14 protein-coding genes are annotated in these 21606 nt (G+C 72.3%); 10 read left to right on the top strand and 4 right to left on the bottom strand.

The annotated features are described in order from the left end of the window. Positions 1 to 82: 82 nt before the first annotated feature. Positions 83 to 2065 carry a glycosyltransferase gene (locus ACIP84_RS19660; protein WP_401798980.1) on the bottom strand — a complete coding sequence of 661 codons (1983 nt, stop codon included), beginning with the start codon at positions 2063 to 2065 and terminating at the stop codon, positions 83 to 85. A gap of 226 nt (positions 2066 to 2291) precedes the next feature. On the opposite strand from ACIP84_RS19660, the gene ACIP84_RS19655 reads away from it, so the two are divergent. From ACIP84_RS19655 to galE, 8 genes are all read left to right on the top strand, one after another. Further along, positions 2292 to 3656, top strand: a complete 1365-nt coding sequence (locus ACIP84_RS19655; protein ID WP_401798978.1) for a hypothetical protein — start codon at positions 2292 to 2294, stop codon at positions 3654 to 3656. A gap of 123 nt (positions 3657 to 3779) precedes the next feature. Then, positions 3780 to 4571 carry a TIGR03936 family radical SAM-associated protein gene (locus ACIP84_RS19650; protein ID WP_355960923.1) on the top strand — a complete coding sequence of 264 codons (792 nt, stop codon included), beginning with the start codon at positions 3780 to 3782 and terminating at the stop codon, positions 4569 to 4571. Positions 4572 to 4804: 233 nt separating this feature from the next. Next, positions 4805 to 8716, top strand: coding sequence for an Rne/Rng family ribonuclease (locus ACIP84_RS19645; RefSeq protein WP_401798976.1), 3912 nt, complete (start codon positions 4805 to 4807; stop codon positions 8714 to 8716). A 243-nt stretch (positions 8717 to 8959) separates the two neighbouring features. Beyond that, a complete protein-coding gene (rplU, locus tag ACIP84_RS19640) occupies positions 8960 to 9280 on the top strand; it encodes a 50S ribosomal protein L21 (RefSeq protein ID WP_015033583.1) in 321 nt (106 codons plus the stop codon). A gap of 13 nt (positions 9281 to 9293) precedes the next feature. Next, positions 9294 to 9548: a 50S ribosomal protein L27 gene (rpmA, locus tag ACIP84_RS19635; RefSeq protein ID WP_073914109.1), complete on the top strand. Its 255-nt coding sequence runs from the start codon at positions 9294 to 9296 to the stop codon at positions 9546 to 9548. Positions 9549 to 9655: 107 nt separating this feature from the next. Continuing rightward, a complete protein-coding gene (gene obgE, locus ACIP84_RS19630; RefSeq protein WP_355960898.1) occupies positions 9656 to 11095 on the top strand; it encodes a GTPase ObgE in 1440 nt (479 codons plus the stop codon). 152 nt (positions 11096 to 11247) lie between these two features. Further along, positions 11248 to 12897, top strand: a complete 1650-nt coding sequence (locus ACIP84_RS19625) for a glycosyltransferase family 2 protein (RefSeq protein WP_401798973.1) — start codon at positions 11248 to 11250, stop codon at positions 12895 to 12897. Positions 12898 to 12912: 15 nt separating this feature from the next. Beyond that, positions 12913 to 13899, top strand: a complete 987-nt coding sequence (gene galE, locus ACIP84_RS19620; protein WP_355960892.1) for a UDP-glucose 4-epimerase GalE — start codon at positions 12913 to 12915, stop codon at positions 13897 to 13899. Between the two features lie 142 nt (positions 13900 to 14041). Here galE and ACIP84_RS19615 read toward each other — a convergent pair whose 3' ends face one another. The 3 genes from ACIP84_RS19615 to ACIP84_RS19605 all read right to left on the bottom strand — a co-directional run bounded on the left by ACIP84_RS19615 (position 14042) and on the right by ACIP84_RS19605 (position 19800). Next, the gene (locus tag ACIP84_RS19615) at positions 14042 to 15148 is read right to left on the bottom strand and encodes a glycosyltransferase (RefSeq protein WP_401799386.1); all 1107 of its coding nucleotides are present in this window, start codon (positions 15146 to 15148) and stop codon (positions 14042 to 14044) included. A gap of 80 nt (positions 15149 to 15228) precedes the next feature. Further along, the gene (locus ACIP84_RS19610; RefSeq protein ID WP_401798971.1) at positions 15229 to 18099 is read right to left on the bottom strand and encodes a CDP-glycerol glycerophosphotransferase family protein; all 2871 of its coding nucleotides are present in this window, start codon (positions 18097 to 18099) and stop codon (positions 15229 to 15231) included. Between the two features lie 90 nt (positions 18100 to 18189). Beyond that, complete coding sequence (locus ACIP84_RS19605) at positions 18190 to 19800, bottom strand: DUF6056 family protein (RefSeq protein WP_401798969.1); 1611 nt, start codon at positions 19798 to 19800, stop codon at positions 18190 to 18192. Positions 19801 to 20090: 290 nt separating this feature from the next. Here ACIP84_RS19605 and ACIP84_RS19600 point away from each other — a divergent pair, with 290 nt between their 5' ends. Continuing rightward, on the top strand, positions 20091 to 21086 hold the full coding sequence (locus ACIP84_RS19600; RefSeq protein WP_355960884.1) for a glycosyltransferase family 2 protein: 996 nt from the start codon (positions 20091 to 20093) through the stop codon (positions 21084 to 21086). Next, positions 21086 to 21553, top strand: coding sequence for a GtrA family protein (locus ACIP84_RS19595; protein ID WP_401798967.1), 468 nt, complete (start codon positions 21086 to 21088; stop codon positions 21551 to 21553). The genes ACIP84_RS19600 and ACIP84_RS19595 overlap by 1 nt, the downstream gene beginning before the upstream one ends. Positions 21554 to 21606 lie beyond the last annotated feature (53 nt).

Here is a 21606-nt window from a genome sequence, read left to right as displayed (position 1 = left end):
GGTCTCCCTGCGGGCCGGGGCTCCGTCGTGGCGGGCCGTGCTCCGCGTCGTGGCGGGCCGGGGCCCGCCTACCGGTCGCCGGTCACTTCTTGTCGATGATCTTCAGCGAGAGCTGGCCGTTGCTGGCGAAGTACGGGCGCAGCTCGTGCTTGACGCCACCGGTGACGGCGGCGGGGACGGTCGCGGACAGCCGGTTGCGCCAGCCGCTCTTCGCCTTGGTGTCCGCGGCGGCCGCGACCGGGGTGCCGGAACCGTTCACCACCGGGTACGGGTAGGTGAAGACGGTCATCGGGGTGAGCACGTCGGTGGCCAGCTTGCAGACGCGGACCCGGGCGGAGTCACGGTCCGGCAGCAGCCACAGGTCCCAGATGTCCTCGGTGCCGGACTGGTGGAAGCGGGCCGCGGCGGCGTTGTCCAGGGAGGCCGTGAACCGTCCGGCGGCGCCGGGCTTCACCGGGACGGTGAAGTTCTTGTCGGCCTCCTTGCGGTGGACGGCCTCGATCACGCTGCCCGTGCCGGGCTCGACGCCCCAGGCCGCGGCGTCGATGACGATCGAGGTGGCGCCGGCGTGCACGGCCGCGACCTCGACGTGCTGGGCGCGCACCCGGCTCTGCACCCGCAGGGTGCCGTCCGTGTGGTCGTGCGGCAGCAGCAGGGACAGGGCGGGGCCCTCGGTGCGGGGCAGCTTCAGCGACAGGATCTGGAGGGTGTCGCAGCCGGCCGACCGCAGCGGCATGTCGAAGCCGGCGGCGCGGATCGTCAGCTCCCAGTCGCCCTCGACGAGCGTGCCGAGCGCGGGGACGAGCGCCTCGCCGCCGATGAGGGGGAGGACGACCTCGTCGGCCTTCTTCCGGATGTCCTTGCAGACCAGCACGGCGTCGCTGCCGGCGGGCAGCCCCTCGACCTTCACCCGGACGTCGCCCTGCGGGGTGACCACGGCGGCGGCCGTGCGGGGGATGGCCCGGCGGGCCCGCATGGTCTCCACGAGCTGCTCGAAGCGGGTGACCGTCTCGGCCTCCTGGAAGCGGACCACGTTGGCCACCGCGGCGGCCGCCATCTTCCGGCGCAGGTCCTCGTCGGCGATCAGCTTCTCGATGTGCTCGGCGAGCGCCTTCTTGTCGCCGAGCGGCACGACGTAGCCGTCCTCGCCCTGCGTGATGATGTTGCGCGGGCCGTGCGGCGCGTCGTACGCGACGACCGGCAGGCCGGCCGCCATCGCCTCGACGGTGACGTTGCCGAAGGCCTCCAGGCGGGAGGGGAGGACGAACACGGACGCCTTGGCGAACTCCGGGGTGACCGGGGTGGCCGGGCCCATCAGGAAGACCTGGTTGTTGCTGCCCGAGTCGTTGATCTTCTTGCGCAGCTTGCCGTGCTCGGGGCCGGAGCCGTAGATCCGCAGGCTCCAGTCCGGGTGGCGCGGAGCCACGCTGGAGAAGGCCTCGATGAGGTCGTCGAAGCCCTTGTGCGGCTTGAGCAGGCCGGCCGTGACGACGATCTTGTTGTCGCCGGTGGACATCTGGCCCTCGTGGGCCGGGATGCAGTTAGGCATCGGGGAGAGCAGGTGGCTCACGCCGGGGACGACCCCGGCGATGGTCCGGCACTCGTCCGGCGTCGGCGCGGTGATCGCGTCCATCTTCGGGTACGCGTCCTTGAAGAGCGCGTCCCGGATGTGCGGGCCGTACTGCGCGGGCCGCGAGTGCTCCATGGCGACCTTGAGGAAGTCGCGGTCCGCGTAGGCCAGCATGATGGTGATCTTGGGGTTGTTGCTGACGACCACGTCGGCGTCGGTGGTGGCCAGGTACTCCATCAGCCGCCGCTCGGCGAGGCGGCTGATCCACGGCTTCTTGTCCGTGGGCTCGTTCGGGTAGATGTGCGGGAACGTCTCGATGTGCGGGTCGTCGCCGTCGTACGTGTGGGAGTGCTTCCGCATGTCGCTGAGCGCGAGGGTCTTCACCCGGGGGTCGAGCGGGAAGAACGCCTGGTCGCGGTTGCGGCGGAGGGAGACGAGCTCGACCTCGTGGTGGTCCGCGAGCGCCTTGGCGAGGTTGTGGATCGCGCTGACCACCCCTCCGATGTGGCAGCGATCGACCAGAAGAAAGGATATTTTCATACCAAGCCTCAGCGTGTCGGGGGTATGCGGGGGACGGACGTACAGACTCAGGCTACGGGGCCACCCTTCCAGGCGGTGCCCGTCAGTCCGGTTACGGCGGCGCCCACCGTAGCGCCACGACGGGCGAACCCCGAACGGACCGGGAAGAAACCACAGGTGCACGCCGTGCGTCTCCAGGCACATGCACCCGGAGAGAACAGCCCGCCCACCGGAGCCCGAGGGCTGCCTGACCGCGGCCATCAGGATTCCCGTACGGATCGTGGTGCTGGTCCTCGTCGTCCCCCTGCGCCTCGGGTGGGACGTCATCCTCCTGTGCGGCGCGTTCCTGCGCAGGACGCTCCGCCCGGTCGGCCGGGCCCTCGGCCGGTTCCGCGACGCGGTGCTCGCCCCGGTGGGCCGCGCCGTCGCCCGGACGGCCGAGTGGGTCGCGACCGCGTGCTGGTGGCTGGCCGCGACGCTGTTCAAGACCGTCTTCCTCTGGCCGTGGCTCGGGCTCTGGCGGTACGTGGTCGTGCCGGTCGCCGTCCACGGGATCGCGGCTCCCACGGCCTGGCTGTACCGGACCGTCCTCACCCCGCTCGGCCACGGCCTCGCACGCGGCACGGCCTGGGCGTACGCCCGACTGCTCGCCCCGCTCGGCCGTGGCACCGGTCGGCTGCTGTGGGCGGTGCTCGTCTGGCCGTGGACGGCCCTGTGGCGGTACGCGGTCGTGCCCGTCGCGACCTGGACGTACCGCTGGATCCTCACACCCCTCGGCCACGGCCTCTCCTGGCTCGCCAGCGGCGCGGGCAAGGGTCTCGCCCTGCTGGGCAGGGGCTTCGCGCTGCTCGGACGGGGTCTCGCGCAGATCGGGCGGGGGCTCGGGTGGCTGCTGCGGATACTTCTCCTCACCCCCCTCGTCCTCCTCTACCGCTGGGTCCTCACCCCCGTCGGCCACGGCCTCTCCTGGCTCGCCAGCGGCGCGGGCAAGGGCTTCATCCTGCTGGGCAGGGGCTTCGCGCTGCTCGGACGGGGTCTGGCGCAGATCGGGCGGGGGCTCGGGTGGCTGCTGCGGATACTTCTCCTCACCCCCCTCGTCCTCCTCTACCGCTGGGTCCTCACCCCCGTCGGACGGGCCCTCGCGGTCGTCGCACGCGAACTCGCCGACGCGCTCGTGGTCGCCTGGCGCGTCGCCGGGTACGTCACCAGGGCCGTCGGCCGCGCCCTGAAATGGCTCGCACGCCACCTGATCGGCCGACCCGCGACCTGGCTCTACCGAAGCGTCTGCACCCCGGTCGGGCACCTCGTGCGGGACGCCGTGTGGCGCCCCGCCAGGAAGGCCGCCGTCGAGACCGGCCGCGCGGTGTCCGCGGCCCTCGCCTCGGCCCGCGCGACCGTGGCCGCCGCCCGCCGCGACGCGTGGCGCGCCCTCTTCGGAGGACCCCGGGAGCCCGAGCCCGTGCCCGGCATCCCCGGTCGGGCGCGTAACCTGGGAGGTGCTGCATCACGACAGACCGTTCCCGGCGCGGCGGCCGAGTCCGAGATCTCCCTGCACAAGGGGGGATGAGCCGGCTGCCCCCGAGAGAGCCCCCGTACATTCGTGGACGGCGCGACCCCCGCGCCCGCCCCGCACCGAGGAGAAGAACCACTGGGCAAGCGACAGCCCGAAGGCCCGCCGCCCGCACCGGCGGTGCAGCGCATCCGACTGCGCTACACCAAGCGCGGCCGCCTCCGGTTCACCAGCCACCGTGACTTCCAGCGCGCTTTCGAGCGTGCGCTGCGCCGTGCCGAGGTGCCCATGGCGTACTCGGCCGGCTTCACCCCGCACCCCAAGGTGTCGTACGCCAACGCCGCCCCCACGGGCACGGGCTCCGAGGCCGAATACCTGGAGATCGCCCTCACCGAGGCGCGCGACCCGGAGACCCTGCGGGTCCTGCTCGACGAGTCCCTCCCGGCCGGCCTCGACATCACCGACGCCGTCGAGGCCCGGACCTCGGGCCTCGCCGACCGGCTCACCGCCTCCATCTGGGAGCTGCGTCTCGAAGGCGTCACCGTCGAGGACGTGGAGAAGGCCGCCGAGACGTTTCTCGCGGCCGAGACCGTGGAAGTACAGCGCAAGACCAAGAACGGCGTCCGCACCTTCGACGCACGCTCCGCGGTCACCGAGCTGACGGCAGCCGCTCCCCAGGGTGATCCCCAGGGTGATAGGCCGCTGGACAGCGCCTGTGCGATACTGCGGCTGGTTGTTCGGCACGTGACACCTGCCGTACGACCCGACGACGTCCTGTCCGGTCTCCGAGCTGTGGCCGACCTGGCGCCGCCGGTCCCCGCTGCGGTGACCAGGCTGGCGCAGGGGCTCTTCGACGAGGAGTCCGGCACGGTGACCGACCCGCTCGCGCCCGACCGCGAGGCAGTCAAGGCCGCATCTACCACGGCCGCCGCGACCGCCTCTGCGACGGCGCCGGGTGAGGGCACCGCGTAAGGAGCGGTCGTTGTAGCGCAGCCCTCGTACTCGGGAGCCACCTGGGTCGGGCAGCGCACTGACCAGGAGACTTTCGCCAGGCCGTACGCACAGTGCGTACGGAACCGGCGAGCCAGACACAGAGCTCCCGTGCGGCGCCCGCGCCCCGGACGGCGGCACCGCGCCCCAGGCGCGACCGTGCCGCCGGACCGGACCAAGACGCGGCGCCCGGGAGCGTGACGGGAGAACCCCGCATGCTCGAGTCCAACGAAGACACCAACGCCCCCGGTGACAAGCTGCCGCCGCGCCGCAGGCGCCGCGCCGCTTCCCGCCCCGCCGGTCCGCCGGTGACGGGTGCGAACGCCGAGACCGCAGAGACCACAGCGGCCACGCCGGCCACCGAGTCCGCGGCCGTCGAGGCCGCCCCGGCCGAGACCGAGGCCGCACCCGCGCCGCGCGCCCGCCGCCGGGCCACCCGCAAGGCCACCGCACCGGCCGCGGAGACCGCGGCACCCGCCGTGGAGACCGCGGAGCCGGCCGTGGCGGCCCCCGCCGCCGAGGCCGTCGCCCCCGAGGCCGTCGAGGAGGCCCCCGAGGCCGCCCCGGCCCGCCCGCGCCGCCGCGCCACCCGCAAGGCCACCTCGCCGGTGACCTCCCCGGCCGTCGCCGAGGCCCCCGAAGAGACCACCGCGGTCACGCCGGCCGAACCGGTCGCCGAGGAGGCCCCCGAGGCCGCCCCGCCGGCCCGCGCCCGCCGCCGCGCCACCCGCAAGGCCACCGCCCCGGCCGGCGCGCCCGCCGCCGCCGAGGAGACCGCGGCCGTGACGCCCGCCGCCGCGCCCGCCGAACCGGTCGCCGCGCCCGCCCCGGCCGCCGAGGTCACGGACGAGGCCGCCGCGCCCGCCCCGCGTACCCGCCGCCGTGCCACCCGCAAGGTCACCTCGCCCGAGGCGACCACCGAGGCGGCCACCGAGGCCGCCGCCACCGGCGAGTCGCTGCCGCCGGCCGCCGTCGCGCAGATCACCGCCGACGAGGCCGAGGTCGCCGCCGCCGAGACCGCCGCCACCCGTGGCCGCGGCCGCCGCCGCGCGAGCTCCCCGCAGTTCACCTCCGAGCCCGCCCCGGCCCGCGAGTCGCGCCGTGCCGCGCGCCCCTCCGTCGCCGTCTTCCAGGCCCCGGTCTTCACCGAGCCGATGTTCCAGACCCCGGAGACCGCCGCCGCTGCCGCTGCCGCCGCCCCGGTGGAGCCGGAGGAGGACGAGACGGTCGAGGAGATCGAGCTCGTCGAGGCCGAGACCGAGGTCGAGGAGACCCCCGAGCCCGCCGAGCGCCCCGAGGGCTCCCGCCGTCGCCGCCGTCGCCGCGGCGAGCCCGTCGCCGTCGAGCCCGTCCCGGCCACCGTCGCCGACGAGCCCGAGGTCGAGGCCGCCGCCGACGAGGTCGAGGAGGCCGACGACGCCGAGGACACCGACGAGTACGAGGACCGCCCGTCCCGTCGCCGCCGCCGTGGCGGCCGTCGCCGTCGTCGCGGTGAGCTGACCGAGGTCGAGGAGTCCGAGGACGGCGAGGAGCCGCGCTCCGACGACTCCGACGAGACCGACGAGTCCGAGGACGGCGAGGAGGAGCACGACGAGGCCGAGGCCTTCGGCGGCGGCTCCAGCAGCTCCCGTCGCCGTCGTCGCCGCCGCCGTCGCAGCGGGGACGCCTCCGCCGACGTCGAGGGCGCCGACGAGGAGGGCGTCCGTACGGTCGTCAAGGTCCGCGAGCCCCGCCCGGCCCGTGAGAAGGCCGAGCCCGGCACCGGCGCCGACGAGGTCCAGTCCATCAAGGGCTCGACCCGCCTGGAGGCCAAGAAGCAGCGCCGCCGCGAAGGCCGCGAGCAGGGCCGCCGCCGCGTCCCGATCATCACCGAGGCCGAGTTCCTGGCCCGCCGCGAGGCCGTCGAGCGCGTCATGGTCGTCCGCCAGAGCGGCGAGCGCACCCAGATCGGCGTCCTCGAGGACAACGTGCTCGTCGAGCACTACGTCAACAAGGAGCAGGCCACCTCCTACGTCGGCAACGTCTACCTGGGCAAGGTCCAGAACGTCCTGCCGTCCATGGAGGCCGCCTTCGTCGACATCGGCAAGGGCCGCAACGCCGTCCTGTACGCCGGCGAGGTCAACTTCGAGGCGCTCGGCATGGGCCACGGTCCGCGCCGCATCGAGACCGCCCTCAAGTCCGGCCAGTCGGTGCTCGTCCAGGTGACGAAGGACCCGATCGGCCACAAGGGCGCCCGTCTGACCAGCCAGGTCTCGCTGCCCGGCCGCTACCTCGTGTACGTCCCCGAGGGCTCGATGACCGGCATCAGCCGCAAGCTCCCGGACACCGAGCGCGCCCGCCTCAAGACCATCCTCAAGAAGATCGTCCCCGAGGACGCGGGCGTCATCGTGCGCACCGCCGCCGAGGGCGCGAGCGAGGACGAGCTGCGCCGCGACGTCGAGCGACTGCAGGCGCAGTGGGAGGACATCCAGAAGAAGGCGAAGAGCGGCAACGCCCCGACGCTGCTCTACGGCGAGCCGGACATGACCGTCCGGGTCGTCCGCGACATCTTCAACGAGGACTTCTCCAAGGTCATCGTCAGCGGTGACGAGGCGTGGGAGACCATCCACGGCTACGTGCACCACGTCGCCCCGGACCTGACCGACCGCCTGTCCAAGTGGACGAGCGAGGTCGACGTCTTCGCGACGTACCGGATCGACGAGCAGCTCATGAAGGCGCTCGACCGCAAGGTCTGGCTGCCCAGCGGCGGCTCGCTGGTGATCGACAAGACCGAGGCGATGATCGTCGTCGACGTCAACACCGGCAAGTTCACCGGCCAGGGCGGCAACCTCGAAGAGACCGTGACGAGGAACAACCTCGAAGCGGCCGAGGAGATCGTGCGCCAGCTCCGGCTGCGCGACCTCGGCGGCATCGTCGTCATCGACTTCATCGACATGGTCCTGGAGTCCAACCGCGACCTGGTGCTGCGCCGCCTCCTGGAGTGCCTGGGCCGGGACCGGACCAAGCACCAGGTGGCCGAGGTCACCTCGCTCGGCCTGGTGCAGATGACCCGCAAGCGGGTCGGCCAGGGCCTCCTGGAGTCCTTCTCCGAGACCTGCGTCCACTGCAACGGCCGCGGTGTCATCGTGCACATGGAGCAGCCGACCACCGCCGGTGGCGGGGGCGGCGGCAAGCGCTCGAAGAAGCGCGGCCGCGGCGGCGCCGAGCACGTCCACGAGCACGAGCACGCCGAGGTCACCGAGCCCGTCGAGACGGACGCCGAGACCGCCGAGGTCGAGACCGAGGCCGAGGTCGCCGCCGAGCTGGCCGCCCCGGTGGCCCTGCCCGAGCCGATCGCCGCGGACGAGGAGCTGTACGGCTCCATCGCCGAGGCGGAGGCCGCCGCGACCCGCGGCCGTGGCCGCCGTCGGGCGACCCGCCGGGTGTCCGCGCCGGCCACCGCGCGACCGGTCGTGGAGACCGAGGCCGTCGAGTTCGAGGCGAAGCCGAAGGCCGAGCCGGAGCCGGAGCCCGTGGCGGCGCCGGAGCCGGTCGTCGCGCCGGAGCCCGTCGTGGCCCCGGTCGCCGAGACCGTCGCCGAGCCGGTGGCCGAGGAGACCGCCGCCCCGGCCCCGCGCGGCCGTCGCCGTGCCACCCGCCGGGTGACCTCCCCGGTCGTCTCGACCACGGAGGCCGCCGCGCCGACCGTCGAGCCGGTCGTCGAGACCGCCCCGGAGCCGGAGCCGGAGCCGGAGCCGGAGCCCGTCGCGGAGCCGGTCGCCGAGCCCGTCGTCGAGGAGGCCCCCGTGGCCACCCCGCCGCGGGCCCGCCGCCGGGTGGTCCGCAAGGCCACCGCTCCCGCCGGTTCGCCCTCGGGCGCCGAGGAGGCGGCCGTCGTCGTGGTGACCACGGCCCCGGCCGAGGCCACCGAGAGCGCCCCGCAGGCCGCCGAGGCCGAGGCCGAGGCCGAGCCCGCCCCCGTCAAGAAGACGGCGGCGCGCAAGACCGCGGCGAAGAAGACCACGGCCAAGAAGGCCGCCACCAAGAAGACGGCGGCGACCAAGAAGACCGCGGCGAAGAAGACCACCACCAAGAAGGCCCCGGCCAAGAAGGCGGCGGAGAAGACCGCCGCCCCGGCCCAGGACTGACCGGTGGGTGCGGGCCGCCCCCTCACCGGGGGCGGCCCGCACCGAACGGGCGAATTTGACCCCCTGCGGCAGCCGCCCGTAACCTAGACCGTCGGCGTGTCTATCGATGCGCCGCGCCTCTGAGCACCTCCCTCCCGCTCGTCGGGAGAGGCCGCTCGTCCGATTCCGGAACGCCGCGGGCCCTCGGGTCCGTGTGAGTGGCTGGCTTCAGAGGTTTCGATCCCGAGTGAGAGAGAGATCCGCGTGTACGCCATCGTGCGCAGCGGTGGTCGCCAGCACAAGGTTGCTGTCGGCGACATCGTTGAGGTTGACAAGATTTCCACTGCCAAGGTTGGCGACACGGTCGAGCTCTCGACCCTGCTCGTTGTCGACGGCGACGCCGTGACCAGCGACCCGTGGGTCCTGGCCGGCATCAAGGTCACGGCCGAGGTCGTGGACCACCACAAGGGCGCCAAGATCGACATCCTGCGCTACAAGAACAAGACCGGCTACCGCCGTCGCCAGGGTCACCGCCAGCAGTACACGGCGATCAAGGTCACCGGTATCCCCGCGGCTGCGAAGTAAGAGGGACTGAGACATGGCACACAAGAAGGGCGCATCGTCCACCCGGAACGGGCGCGACTCCAATGCCCAGCGGCTCGGCGTGAAGCGCTTCGGCGGTCAGGTCGTCAGCGCGGGTGAGATCCTGATCCGCCAGCGTGGCACCCACTTCCACCCGGGCTCCGGCGTCGGCCGTGGCGGCGACGACACGCTGTTCGCCCTGCAGGCCGGTTCGGTGCAGTTCGGCACCCACCGTGGCCGCAAGGTCGTGAACATCGTTCCGGTCGCCTGATCGGTTCATTCTGCGGAGGCGGACCTCACTTCCCGGTCGGGAAGCGGGTCCGCCTTTCGCGTGTTACTAGATAGACATTCCACACGTATTCAGATGGAGGCACAACCATGACCACCTTCGTGGACCGCGTCGAGCTGCATGTCGCCGCGGGTAACGGAGGCCACGGCTGCGCCTCCGTTCACCGGGAGAAGTTCAAGCCGCTCGGCGGACCCGACGGCGGTAACGGCGGCCGTGGCGGCGATGTGATCCTGGTCGTCGACCAGGCGATCACCACGCTCCTCGACTACCACCACTCGCCGCACCGCAAGGCGACCAACGGCCAGCCCGGCGCCGGCGACAACCGCTCGGGCAAGGACGGCCAGGACCTCGTCCTGAACGTGCCCGACGGCACCGTCGTCCTCGACAAGGAGGGCAACGTGCTCGCCGACCTCGTCGGCCAGGGCACCACCTTCGTCGCGGGCCAGGGCGGCCGCGGCGGCCTCGGCAACGCGGCGCTGTCCTCCGCGCGCCGCAAGGCCCCCGGCTTCGCGCTCCTCGGCGAGCCCGGCGAGGCCCGGGACATCGTCCTGGAGCTGAAGACCGTCGCCGACGTGGCGCTCGTCGGCTACCCGAGCGCCGGCAAGTCCTCGCTCATCTCGGTCCTCTCGGCCGCCAAGCCGAAGATCGCGGACTACCCCTTCACCACGCTCGTCCCGAACCTGGGCGTCGTCACGGCCGGCTCGACCGTCTACACGATCGCCGACGTGCCGGGCCTGATCCCGGGCGCCAGCCAGGGCCGTGGCCTGGGCCTGGAGTTCCTGCGCCACGTCGAGCGCTGCTCGGTCCTGGTGCACGTGCTGGACACCGCGACCCTCGAATCGGACCGTGACCCGGTCACCGACCTCGACATCATCGAGGAGGAGCTGCGGCAGTACGGCGGTCTCGAGGACCGGCCGCGCATCGTCGTCCTCAACAAGGTCGACATCCCCGACGGCCAGGACCTCGCGGACATGATCCGCCCGGACCTGGAGGCCCGCGGCTACCGGGTGTTCGAGGCCTCCGCCGTGGCCCGTCTCGGCCTCAAGGAGCTCTCCTTCGCCCTCGCCGGCATCGTCGCCGAGGCGCGCGCGTCGAAGCCGCAGGAGGAGGCGACCCGTATCGTCATCCGCCCGAAGGCCGTCGACGACGCGGGCTTCACGGTCACGTACGACGAGGCCGAGGACGTGTACCGGGTGCGCGGCGAGAAGCCGGAGCGCTGGGTCCGCCAGACCGACTTCAACAACGACGAGGCCGTGGGCTACCTGGCCGACCGCCTCAACCGCCTCGGCGTCGAGGACCAGCTGATGAAGGCGGGCGCCCGCGCGGGCGACGGCGTCGCGATCGGCTCCCTGGAGAACGCGGTCGTCTTCGACTGGGAGCCCACGATGATGGCCGGCGCCGAGATGCTCGGCCGCCGAGGCGAGGACCACCGCCTGGAGGCCCCGCGCCCGGCGGCTCAGCGCCGCCGGGACCGTGAGGCGGAGCGCGACGACGCGCAGCGCGCGTTCGACGAGTTCGACCCGTTCTAGCGGGACCCGTGGGGGAAGGGCGGTGGGGCTGTTCTTCGCCGCGCCCCCTCCCCGCCCTCCGGTTCGTCAACCGAACGGCCTCTCTCACCCGTCCTGTTGGACGGGTCGGGCAGAGGCCGTTCGGGTGTCCGGGGGACCGTAGCATCCTCGATGTGAGCAGCATCACGTCCACTGAGGTGGCAGGAAAGCTCGGCGTCGTCGTCATCGCGCACAACGACGAGGCGCTGGTGGGTGACGCGATCCGGTCCGTGCTCGACCAGGGACCCGTCGTCGCCGAGGTCGTGGCCGTCGACGACGGATCGAGCGACGGTACGGCCCGGGTCCTCGACGAACTGGCCGCGTTGCACCCCCGGTTGCGGGTCGTCCACCGCACCGTCAACAGCGGCGGCTGCGGCACCCCCCGCAACGACGGCTTCCGGGCCGTCACCGCACCCATCGTGATATTCCTCGACAGCGACGACGTCCTGCCCGAGGGCGCTGCCGAGACCCTGGTGGCGGCGGCCGAGCGCCACCACACCCCCGTCGCCGTCGGCGCCTGCGTGCGGCGCGAGCTGCCCGAGGGACGCGACGTGCGCTGGCAGCCCGCGCTCTACCGCGAGCCCGCCGTCCTGGAGACCGCGGACGACCTCCTGCCGCTCGTGCACGACACGCTCTGCGTCAACAAGGTCTACGACCGCGCGTTCCTCGCCGAGCACGGCATCCGCTTCCCCGACGGCCGCTGCGTCTACGAGGACTTCCTCTTCACCGCCCGCGTCCTGGCCGCCGCGCCGCGCGTCGCGGTCGTCCCCGAGACCGTCTACATCTGGCACGTGCGCCGCGCCACCGCCCGGCTGTCGATCTCCCTCGACCGGGAAGGCATCGCCAACTGGCAGGCCCGGATCGCCGCCCACCGCACCGCCGTGGAGACCTTCGAGGCGGCGGGCCGCAAGGAACTCGCCTCCGCCTGCCGCACCAAGTTCCTCGAACACGACCTGCGCCTGTACGCCCGTGACCTGAGGTCGCACGACATCGCGTACCGCACCGAGTGGTGGGAGCTCACCCGCGCGTACCTCGGGACCTTCGGGGAGGGCGCGATCGCCGCCGCGGCAGCCCCCGCCCGCTGGGCCGCCCGGTTCGTGCTGGCCGCCGAGGAGCCGCGGGACCTGGAGCGGCTCTCCCGGCTCACCGCCGACCCCTCCCGGCTGCTGCCGCCCCACGCCCTGAGCGGGGACACCGCCGTCTGGTCCGAGGACCTCCCGGTGGAACTGGACGGACTGGACACACTGCCGCTCGACGGCCTCCCGCTGCTCGTCGACGGCAACCTGCGCGCCGGAGCGACCGGCGGCGCGGGAGCGGGTTTCGGCGGCGAACTGCGCTTCACCGTCCGCGACCTGTACGGACGGCTGAGCGCCGCCGTTCCCCGTACCGCGCGGATCGACTTCCTGCCCCGGGGCGCCGACGTCCCCGCCCGTACCGAGCGGGCCGAGTTGGCCGAAGGGCCCGCCGGCTGGTCCGGTCGCGTCCCCGCCGGACTCACCGGACTGGCCCGCGAGGGCCGCAGCCGGGGGAACCGGGGCGTGCAGCTCTGGGACGTCCGGGCCACGGTGACCTGCGCGGACGGCGCGGTCTTCACGACGGCGCTCCGACTCCCGGCGGAACGGCAGCGTCGGTCGCTCGTGCCGAGCAGCCGGTACGGTGTACTGCTGGTGCGGCAGTACACGACGGCGAACGGATCGCTGGCGGTGCGGCTCGCGCCGGGTGTCCGTGACGGGCTCCGGGCGATCGGGGCAAAACTCCGCAGGATCTCCCGCAGCTCTCGTTGAAAGGGGTTTGGGGCTATGACTTATCTGATCACCGGTGGCGCCGGATACATCGGCTCCCATGTCGTCCGTGCCATGACGCAGGCCGGCGAGCGGGTCGTCGTCCTCGACGACCTGTCCACGGGATACGAGTCGCGGGTGCCGGAGGGCGTTCCCCTGGTGGTCGGCTCCACGCTCGACCGCGAGGTCCTGGACCGCACGATCGCCGAGCACGGCGTGACCGGCGTCGTCCACCTCGCCGCGAAGAAGCAGGTCGGCGAGTCCGTCGAGCTGCCGCTGCACTACTACCGCGAGAACGTCATCGGTCTCACGGTGCTCCTGGAGGCCGTCGCCGCCGCCGGCGTGCGTAACTTCCTCTTCTCCTCCTCCGCCGCCGTCTACGGCATGCCGGACGTCGACCTCGTCACCGAGGAGACCCCCTGCCTGCCGCTGAGCCCGTACGGCGAGACCAAGCTGGCCGGTGAGTGGCTGGTGCGCGCCGCGGGCGCGGCGCACGGCATCTCCACGGCCTGCCTGCGCTACTTCAACGTGGCCGGCGCGGCGACCCCCGAGCTGGCCGACACCGGGGTCTTCAACCTGGTCCCGATGGTCTTCGAGCGTCTGGACGCGGGGGAGGCCCCGCGGATCTTCGGCGACGACTACGCGACGCCCGACGGCACCTGCATCCGCGACTACATCCACGTCGAGGACCTGGCCGACGCGCACCTGGTCGCCGCGCGCAAGCTCACGGAGTGGGCCGAGGCGGGCGAGCCGCGCGACCTGACGGTCAACATCGGCCGCGGCGAGGGCGTCTCCGTCACCGAGATGGTCGAGCTGATCAACGAGATCACCGGCCACACGACCGAGCCGCTCGTCACCCCGCGCCGCCCCGGCGACCCCGCGCGGGTCGTCGCGGCCGCCGACCGCATCCACGCGGAGCTGGGCTGGAAGGCCCGTCACGACGTGCGCGACATGATCACCTCGGCCTGGGCCGGCTGGGTCGCGCGCCGCGGCGCGTCGGTCTGACCGGCTGACGGGGCGGTACGGAGCGGGTCCGCACCGCCCCCGTACCGAGCCGTCCGCGGAAGGGCCGCGGAAGGGCCGGGGAAGGGCCGGGGAATCGACTCCCCGGCCCTTCCCCGTGTACGGCGGTCCCGCGCGCGGCCCGTCAGCGCTCCAGGAAGGCGAACAGCGCCTCCCAGCGATCCGTGATCCGCTCGGCGGAGTACCGCTTCACGTTCTCGAAGGCCGCGTCGCCCATCCGGTCCCGCAGCTCCTTGTCGGTGATCAGCGTGCTGATGCGGCCGCCGAGTTCCACGGTGTTGCCGAGCCGCGCGAGCAGTCCGTCCTCGCCGTCCCGGATGATCTCGCGCACACCCGGCGCGCAGTCGAACGCGGCACAGGGCACTCCGGCCGCCATCGCCTCCAGGAGGGTGATCGGAAAGCCCTCGGCGCGTGAGGCCTGCGCGAAGACCGAGGCCCCGGAGAGCGCCCCGAGGACGTCGTTGGTGCGGCCCCTCCATTCGACGGAGCCGTCGAGACCGAGGTCGGTCGTGCGCTGCCGCAGCGACTCCTCCTCGTCCCCGGCACCGTAGATCCGCAGCGTCCAGTCGGGATGGCGGTGGGCGATCTCGGCCCAGCTGTCGAGCAGTATGTCCACGCCCTTCTCGTGCGAGAGGCGGCCGACGGAGACGACGGCCTTCTCGGTGCGCGGCACCGGCGCCGCGGGCATGAAGGGCAGGGCGTTGGGCATGTGGCCGACGTTGTCCATGCCGGCCCGGATCCAGCGGTCCGCGTCTCCGGGGGTGAGGACGAGCAGCCGGTCGACGTCCCGGTAGTGGCGCTTCACGCGGGCGAGCCGGGAGGCGGCCGCGCTCGCGGCGTACGACTCGTGGCTCATGCCGATGAGGACCATGCCCTTGGTGTCGGCGAGGGAGACCCATTCCATCGCCCACACCTGGGTGACGATCACGACGGCCCCGGGCCGGGCGGCGGCGAACAGGGCCGTCATCCGCTCGGCCCGCTCCCGCATCCCGGCGGCGCGGAGCGCGTGCCGCCGCCGCTCGGCGGCGTTGAGCCGGCCTCTGAGGCCGCGCAGCGAGCGGACCTGCGGCGGGTGGGCGTCGTACAGCGTGGTGGTGGGGTACGGCAGGGGTTCGGGGAAGTCGTGCTCGCGTCCCTCGGGGGCCGGCCGGATCCCGATGACGTGCACCCGGTGGCCCCGGTCGGTGAACGCCCGGGCCATCTGGTGCGTCCAGGTCGTCACCCCGCCCATCTCGTCCACGCTGTTGGAGACGATGAAGATGTCACGGCCGTCGCCGGCGGGGGACGCGGGCGTCCCAGGGGTCTCGTTGGTCACTTCCCGCTCCCGGTGAAGAACGTGGTGACGATCCGGCGGGCCGCGTCGCCCCGGTCGTACTCGCTGAAGTCCGCGTTGAACCGCTGCCTGGCCGCCGCGTACTTGCTGTCGGCCTCGTCCGGCAGGTTGGCGATCACCCCGAAGAGCTCGTCCTCCGTGGCCACCACGGGACCGGGGGCGTGTTCCTTCAGGTCGAAGTAGGTGCCCCGGTTCTCCCTGGCGTACTCCTCGTAGTCGTACGCGAAGAAGACCATCGGGCGGTCGAGCAGCCCGTAGTCGAACATCACGGACGAGTAGTCGGTGATCAGCCCGTCCGCGAGGGCGAGCAGCGGGGTGACGTCGTGGAGGCGGGACACGTCGACGACCCGTCCCCGGACCGCCGGCGGCAGCGACACGCTGTTCAGGTAGTGCGTCCTGATCAGCAGCGTGTAGGTGTCGCCGAAGCGGTCGGCGAACTCCTCGATGTCGAAGGGGGCCTCGAAGGCGCGGACCTTGCCGCCGGGCGCCGCCCGGAACGTCGGCGCGTACAGCAGGATCTTCTTCTCCGGGTCGATGCCCAGCTCGGCCGCGAGCGGTCCGCGTTCCCGGCGGCCCGTCCTCGCCTCCTCGCGCCGTGCCTCGACGAGGCTGTCGTTGCGGGGGTAGCCGACGGGCAGCAGCACCTCGTCGCGGAGCCGGAAGGCCCGCGCGAGGGTGCGCCGGTCGTGCTCGCCGCGGATGAGGAAGTGGTCGAAGCGGTCCAGGGCCTGCTGGAAGGAGGCCTGGGCGGCGAGGCCGCGCGACTTGGTGTGGGGCTCGTCGAAGCCCATCCGCTTGAGGGCCGTGCCGTGCCAGGTCTGGATGTACGTCGTCCCCGGCCGCTTGGTGAGCCGCAGCGGGAAGCCCTGGTTGTCGATCCAGAACTCGGCCTGGGCCAGCGCCCGCAGATACGGCCAGCTCCAGCGCTTCACCAGGGTGGCGTCCTCGGGGAAGCCGGTCGGTTTCGCACCCGAGTACGACCAGACGGCCCCGAAGGTGACGCCCTGGCGGCGCATCTCCTCGTAGACGGCCCGCGGGCTGTCGCTGTACTGCTTGCCGAGGTGGCTCTCGAAGACCACCAGGCCCTTGCGGATCGGGAGCCGGCTGTAGACCTCGTGGTAGACCCGCAGCTTGGTCTCGCCCGAGTTCAGGTCCTTCTTCGCCCTGAGCAGGCGGCGCAGGCTCGTCTTCGCCAGCCGGGCGGTGCGCCCGTGCATGGCGCCCTCGATCATCGCCGTGGTGCGCACGGCGGCCCTGCCCTCGGCGGTGAGGACGTAGGACAGGTTGCCCTTCCGGGTGACCTGGGGCACGAACCGGTCGGACACCAGCTTGGTCAGCCGGGGGCGGATCCGCAGGCTGTCGGCCTCGTCGACGGGGGCGCCGCCGACGGACACCCGGGTCCGCAGGTCCTGGCCGTCGACCGTGAGGATCAGCCGGACGTCCCAGACGGCGTCGATGATGCCGAGCGGGCGGACCGTGCGGGCGATGTCCGCCTCGCCCTCCCACTCGATCCAGGCACCGGCGTGCCGGAGCGTGGCGACCGGGATGCGGGCGGTCCTGCCGCCGACGCTGCGGCGGGCCGAGAACTCGAGGACCGCGCCGAGCTCCGCGTCCGGGCGGATCCGGCCCAGCGGGTTGACGACGCGCCCGGCGAGGCGGACGACCCCGTCCCTGCCGGAGTACGAGGTCAGCCGGTTGCCCAGGGCGAGTGAGGTCAGCGGTTTCGCGTCGTAGTGGGAGGAGGTGACGTCCAGGATCTGGCGGCCCTGCTCGGTGTCCAGGTGCTCGGCGCACCAGTAGACCTGTCCGTCCCGCTCGGCGAGCGGGACGGTGAGCCGGCCCGGGTTGGTGAGCGCGTCGGTGGCCGGGAGCAGGTTGGGCCAGTCCTCCTTGCTCAGGAGGTAGGCGCAGATGGCGTGCATGCGCTGCACCTCCTCGTACGCCCGCGGGTCGATCTCGGCGAGGTAGCCGTTGGCCAGCCGGGCGAACTCGCGCCGGTAGTCGTCGCCGAGCAGCGGCAGGTCGCGCAGATGGAGGACGAGGTCGTGCTTGAGGAACTTGATGTCCTTGCGGTACTTGAGCTCGTCGTAGCCCTTGCTCTCCAGGAGGGCGTCCACCCGGCGGTGGATCTCCATGCGGTGCACGAAGTTGGCGATCTCGTGGCGCCGGTTGCTGATCGACTTCGCGGCGGCCTTCTCCTGCACGTTCCAGTAGTAGACGTGGTTCGGGATCAGCGTGATCCGGCGCGCGGCGACATAGGCCTGGGCCGAGAAGAGCAGGTCCTCGTAGTGGATGCCGACGGGGAACTCCAGGCCCTGTTCGAGGAGGAACGCGCGCCGGTAGCACTTGTTCGTCGACAGGGTGTCGAACACCAGCAGGTCGGACAGCTCGGTGATCGACTCGATCGTCCGGGTCCGGGCGTAGAGCCAGGGGTACCACTCGGTGGTCTTCTTGTGCCGGCTGTCGAGGTGGACACGGACGCACAGGCCGGAGACCAGGTCGGAGCCGGTGCTCTCGGCGGCGTCGAGCATGTTGCGGCAGGCGTTGCGCTCCAGCACGTCGTCGCTGTCGAGGAACATGACGTACGTGCCGGTGGCGTGCCGGATGCCGTGGTTGCGAGGGGCGCCGCAGCCGCCGCTGTTCTCCGGCAGCTGGAACGCCCGGACCCGGTCCGGGTTCTCGGCGGCGAGAGCCTGGGCGACCGTGAAGGTGTCGTCCTTGCTGCAGTCGTCGACGATGACGACCTCGACGCCGTGCAGGGTCTGCTCCAGCACCGACCGGACGGCCGCCGGCAGACGCTCTGCGTCGTTGTAGGCGATGACGACCACGGAGACGTCAGGCACGTGCACCTCGATTCACTTGTCGTTCGTCCACTCCTCCTCAAACTACCTGGTGTTCACCATCCGTTACGCAATGTCACCCTTCGCAGAGGCGTTCGGTCAGGGCCGGTTGATCCGGTCCACGCCGTAGTACCCGGCCGTACACCGGGCGGCCCAGTCCTTCTCGTACACCTTCGTGAAGAAGGGTTCGGCGAGCACGCCGATGTGCAGCGGGCGGTACGTGACCTCGTCGCGGCCGGCCGCCACCTCCGCCCGGATCCGGGCGTCCTGCCGGTCCCAGGCCAGGCTGCGCGCCACCGTCTGTGTGGTCAGCGTCCGCACCGCGGGCACCAGGGCCACCGTGCTCGCCACGGCGACGGCGCCGGTGGCGACCAGGGCCGCGAGCCGGGCCGCGCGCACACCGGGGGGTGACGACGGCGCCGCGAGCCCGGGGCCGTCCCCGGCGGACGCCGCCGACGGCGCCGCGAGCCCGTGCCCGAGGCGGTACCCCAGCCAGGCCCCGTAGCCGCAGAGCGCCAGCAGGAACGGCACGACGAAGCTGGTCCACGTGCGCGCGTACGTCCAGCCGGTCGCCCCGTAGCCGCTGCGCAGCCCGTACGCGGCGACCAGGCTCCCCAGCACGATCAGCGGCAGGGGCAGCACCAGGACGGCGACGCGAAACGTTCCGCCCGAGGCCCGGCCGGCCCCGGCGTCCTCGCCGTCGGCCCGCACGTCCTCACCGCGTGGGCGGCGGGCCGACAGGGCCACCGCCAGGCCGAGGAGCACCCCGGCGGCGAGCGCGCCGACGTACGCCCACTGCCCGCCGATCGTCTCCCAGATCCGGTACCAGTCCCGCACCGCCTCCCCGACCCCGGACAGGGTCAACGGCTCCTTCGGCTGCTGGGCGCGCCGCCAGCGGGCCCCGGGGGAGGTGGTCAGCAGCACCAGTCCGATCACGAGGCCCAGGCACCACGCGGCGCACCAGGTCGACGCGAACCGGTCCCGCGTCCGGCCGAACCGGGGCAGGCAGAGCACACCCGCCGCCACGGCCATCAGCCCGGACATCGCGACGAAGGGCTCGCTGAGCATGCCCGCCGCCGTGCCGAGCACCGCCGCGGCGCCGACGGCGGTGCCCCGCGCCCAGCGCCGGCGGCTGCGGGCCGCCCACACGGCCGAGAGGACCGCCCAGACACCCAGGACGCTCGGAAGGGTGTGGGAGATGGTGGCCGGAGCCCAGAGCAGCACCTGGTACGAACGGGTCCCCGCGAAGAACAGCAGCGCCTCGAGCACCAGGACCGCCGCCGCGCCCGCCGCCGCGGGAAACGGCAGCCGGAGCGCCCGCAGCGTCGCGCGGGCGAGGAGGAACAGCCCCGAGCCGAGCGCGACCACGAGGAAGGCGGGCAGCAGCTTCGGCCCCCGCATGCCGTCGGAGTAGAGCAGCCCGGTCAGGAACGCGTTGGTGACACGTCCGTTCTGCGTGAGGTAGAAGTCCGACGTGATGCCGAGGACCCCCATGTCCCGGGTCTTCCACAGGGCGCACCAGTCGTCCGACGTGGGGCGTACGTACAGGCCGAGGAAGGCGCCGACCGAGAGCAGCGCGCCCGCTCCCGCGGCGATGACCAGCGCGATCCAGGGGAGTACCCGGCGGAGGCCGCGCGCCGGGTCGGTGTTCTGTTCCTCGTCGTCCGACATCCGTGCGTCACCGAGGTCCGACAGGGTCGTTCTACTCACGGGGCATTGCTCCAGGGGGCCGAGTTCCGTGGCACGAAGGCGCCGCCTCCGTGGCGTCGCCAAGGTATCGGCGCAACGGGTCTCTAGGGTGACAAAAGACAAGAAATGCCACGAGTACCACTATCTTCCCCGCATGCTTTGCCGCATGGACGACATGCCGACCGGGGGCGGCCACCCGGGCGACGCCGGACGGTCACCGCCGCTTCGTACCGTGACCGCGCTGCTCGAAGGCGAGTTCGGCGGCGGTCCCTCAGGACGTACTCTTGCCCATCCCTCTGGAGTGACCGTTCATGACCAGGCTTTCCGTCGTCGTCCCCTGCTTCAACGAGGAGGACGTCGTCGAACGCTTCGACGCGCGGATGCGCCAGGTGCTCGACACACTCCCCGTCGGATACGAGATCTGCTACGTCGACGACGGCAGCTCCGACGGAACGCTGGACAAGCTGCGCGAGATCGCCGTCCGGCACCCGCACCGCACCCAGTACGCCTCCTTCAGCCGCAACTTCGGCAAGGAGGCCGCCATGCTGGCCGGCCTGCGCAAGTCCACCGGCGACGCCGTGGTCATCATGGACGCCGACCTCCAGCACCCGCCCGAGCTCCTCGCACGCATGCTGGACCTGCACCACCAGGGCCACGACCAGGTCATCGCGCGCCGGACCCGCGAAGGCGACAAGAAGCTCCGCTCCGCGCTCAGCCGGATGTACTACCGGGCGGTCAACCGCTGGGTCGACGTGGAACTCACCGACGGCGTCGGCGACTTCCGCCTCCTGTCCCGCCCCGCCGTCGACGCGCTGCTCTCACTGCCCGAGTACAACCGCTTCTCCAAGGGCCTCTTCTCCTGGATCGGCTTCGACACCGTCACCTTCGACTACCAGAACGCCGCACGCGAAGGCGGTGAGACGAAGTGGAAGTTCAGCTCCCTGATCAACTACGGCATGGACGGGCTGATCTCCTTCAACAACCGTCCACTGCGCATCGCCCTCTGGCTCGGCATGACACTGACCGGCCTCGCCGCCCTCTACGCGGCCTGGGTCGTCGTCGCCGCCCTCACCCAGGGCGTCACCGCCCCCGGATACGTCACCCTGGTCGCGATCATCGCGGGACTCGGAGGCGTACAGATGGTGATGCTGGGACTGATCGGCGAGTACATCGGCCGCATCTACTACGAGACGAAGCGCCGTCCGCACTTCCTCGTCAAGGAGACCCACCGCTCCTTCGGACGCGGCGCGTCCGAGCGCGCGGCCGCCGAGCGGATCCGCGTCGTGGCCACCGACGGAGAGCGCTGATGGAAGCCGCGTCTCCCGCCGCGGGGCGCGGACGGCTCGCCGAGATCTTCCGCTTCGCGCTCGTCGGCGGCGTCAACACCGGCACCTTCTTCGGCTGTTACCTGCTGCTCCACCCGTGGATGCCGTACTTCGCCGCGTACTCCCTCGCCTTCGTCCTCAGCATGATCGGCTCCTTCTTCCTCAACACGTACTTCACCTACCGCACCCGGCCGACCTGGAAGAAGTTCGCCCTCTTCCCGCTCACCAACGTCACCAACTACCTGGTGCAGAGCGTCGGTCTGTACGCGCTCGTCACCTGGGCCGGAATGGACGACAGAATCGCGCCACTCGTCGCGGCCGTCGTCGCCATCCCCTTCACCTACCTCATCTCCCAGCGGATCCTCGTCCCCCGGAACAACGGACAGGACACCGACGGCTCCGGTCCAGGGAGCGAAACGGACGAGCGGCAGCCCTCCCGGCTCGCGTAGATTGCCTGGCAGTCGCGGCGGGAAACACGCGGCGCGTGGGACAGCCGAGTGAG

It is taken from the genome of Streptomyces sp. NPDC088707, from assembly GCF_044752725.1.
GTDB lineage: Bacteria > Actinomycetota > Actinomycetes > Streptomycetales > Streptomycetaceae > Streptomyces.
This window is presented reverse-complemented; position numbering and strand designations above follow the sequence as displayed.

Coding starts and splice junctions, on each gene's coding strand:
- rpmA (WP_073914109.1), top strand. CDS start 9,294: ATGGCACACAAGAAGGGCGCATCGTCCACCCGGAACGGGCGCGACTCC.
- ACIP84_RS19615 (WP_401799386.1), bottom strand. CDS start 15,148: ATGGGCGGGGTGACGACCTGGACGCACCAGATGGCCCGGGCGTTCACC.
- ACIP84_RS19655 (WP_401798978.1), top strand. CDS start 2,292: ATGCACCCGGAGAGAACAGCCCGCCCACCGGAGCCCGAGGGCTGCCTG.
- ACIP84_RS19600 (WP_355960884.1), top strand. CDS start 20,091: ATGACCAGGCTTTCCGTCGTCGTCCCCTGCTTCAACGAGGAGGACGTC.
- obgE (WP_355960898.1), top strand. CDS start 9,656: ATGACCACCTTCGTGGACCGCGTCGAGCTGCATGTCGCCGCGGGTAAC.
- ACIP84_RS19645 (WP_401798976.1), top strand. CDS start 4,805: ATGCTCGAGTCCAACGAAGACACCAACGCCCCCGGTGACAAGCTGCCG.
- ACIP84_RS19595 (WP_401798967.1), top strand. CDS start 21,086: ATGGAAGCCGCGTCTCCCGCCGCGGGGCGCGGACGGCTCGCCGAGATC.
- galE (WP_355960892.1), top strand. CDS start 12,913: ATGACTTATCTGATCACCGGTGGCGCCGGATACATCGGCTCCCATGTC.